The 958-nt window shown below is 59.3% G+C and carries 1 protein-coding gene; it reads right to left on the bottom strand.

All coding sequences use genetic code 11. From position 1 onward, the window contains the following. A partial coding sequence (locus JM946_RS29870; RefSeq protein ID WP_203171117.1) for an amino acid adenylation domain-containing protein occupies positions 1-958 on the bottom strand: 958 nt, incomplete at both ends.

The following is a 958-nucleotide window of genomic DNA, read 5'->3' as shown; positions in this document are numbered from 1 at the left end:
AACGGATCGCGCACGAATCGCTCCGCCGTCAGCGACGCCCGGTTCAGATACCCGCGCGCTACGCCGGCTCCGCCAATGTACAGCTCCCCAGACACTCCAATCGGAACCGGCTGCAGATGACGGTCCAGGATGTACACGCGCAGATCGGGAATCGGTACGCCTACGGGGCTGCTCGAATCATGATGTATTTCTTCCTTGCTCAACGAGCGGTAGCTGACATGCACTGTTGTTTCAGTGATCCCATACATGTTAACTAGCCTAGGCCGCTCTACATCATTGCGCTCTATCCATGGTCGCAACGTACGCAACTCCAGCGCTTCGCCGCCAAAGATCACGACCCGCAGTGAATGCTGGCGAGGCTTGCGCTGCTCGGCATCGAGCAGTTGCAAGAATGCGCTCGGCGTCTGATTCAAAATAGTCACTTTTTGTTTGCACACCAACCGGTAGAACTCACCCGGTGAGCGTGCCGTGAGGTACGGCACTACGATTACACGCCCTCCGTAGAGCAGTCCTCCCCACAGCTCCCATACTGAAAAATCGAATGCGAATGAGTGAAACAGCGTCCACGTATCCTGTGGACCGAAGTTGAACCAATGCGTGGTAGCAGCAAACAACCGCGTGACGTTGCGGTGCTCGATCATCACGCCCTTCGGCTTGCCAGTCGAGCCAGAGGTGTAGATCACATACGCCAGTTGCTCGCCGCCGCCTGCCTGCGCCGGCAGATTCTCCGAACCCAATCGCTCGGTCCGCAACCAATCGCCATCCAGCGCAATCACCTCCGCTGAGGTGGCCGGCAGCATGGCGCGCAACCCCTCCTGCGTCAGCACCACGCGCGGCGCCGCATCCTCCAGCATGTGCTGCAGCCGTTCGGCCGGATAGTTCGGATCCAATGGCACATAGGCGCCACCGGCCTTCAGTATCCCCAGCAATCCGATCACCATCTCCAGGCTGCGCTCGA

The sequence above is a fragment of the Steroidobacter gossypii genome (genome assembly GCF_016801985.1).
Taxonomy (GTDB): domain Bacteria; phylum Pseudomonadota; class Gammaproteobacteria; order Steroidobacterales; family Steroidobacteraceae; genus Steroidobacter; species Steroidobacter gossypii.
This window is presented reverse-complemented; position numbering and strand designations above follow the sequence as displayed.